Source organism: Alteromonas alvinellae (assembly GCF_902705805.1).
The window spans coordinates 1-744 of sequence record NZ_CACSIH010000220.1; the positions used below are offsets into that span (position 1 = coordinate 1).

Below are 744 nucleotides of genomic sequence, written 5' to 3' on the forward strand. Positions count from 1 at the left end.
TTTAAATGCTGTAAGTAAATGACGCCTAACACCCGCATAAGGGGCAAAAGCGTGGTGCGAGAATAGCGAAGCCGCACCACGTTTTTGTCCCAGTGACCGCAGGGAACGAATTAATGCGTTTGTTATACGCAATTTGCCACACATGTAGCGGATTGCTACAATGCAATGGCGAACCAATAGGAGACATATTATGGCAACCGCAAGCGTAAGACTAGACCAGGATCTAGTCGAAAAGGCGACTATTATGGGCAAAGCACTAAACCGAACTATGCCAAAACAGATTGAGCATTGGGCAAAGATTGGTGAAATGATGGAAGATAACCCTGATTTGCCGTACGAATTCGTGAAACAGGCAATTATTGCCAAAGCTGAAAAAGAGGCCGGAAAATTGGAGCCTTACGATTTTGGCTAAGATTACCAGTGTTTTACAGACAGCTAATTTTAAGAGAGCAGTAAAGAAGTTACATCAGAATCAGAAAAAAGATTTGGATAAGGCCGTAAAGGAATTAATGGACGATCCTCTTCTAGGAGAGCAGAAAAAAGGCGACCTGGCCTTTCTTCGCGTGTACAAGTTCAAGATGGTCAAGCAGTTAACTTTACTTGGTTACAGCTACGAGGATGGCACTGTAATACTCGAATTAATTGCACTTGGCTCTCATGAAAATTTTTATCGCGATGTTAAAAAGTTATTCTGACCCAATTGCGTATAACTTCCAAATATGGGGCGCAAACACGTGTGCAATA

Annotated in this window: 2 protein-coding genes; both read left to right on the forward strand. The window is 42.3% G+C overall.

What is annotated here, in order from left to right; genetic code table 11:
* The first annotated feature begins 190 nt into the window (after window positions 1-190).
* A complete protein-coding gene (locus tag ACX5KA_RS16945) occupies window positions 191-412 on the forward strand; it encodes a TA system antitoxin ParD family protein (protein WP_070175132.1) in 222 nt (73 codons plus the stop codon).
* Window positions 405-695, forward strand: coding sequence for a type II toxin-antitoxin system RelE/ParE family toxin (locus ACX5KA_RS16950; protein ID WP_061997674.1), 291 nt, complete (start codon window positions 405-407; stop codon window positions 693-695). Before ACX5KA_RS16945 ends, ACX5KA_RS16950 begins: the two co-directional genes overlap by 8 nt.
* Window positions 696-744: the final 49 nt, after the last annotated feature.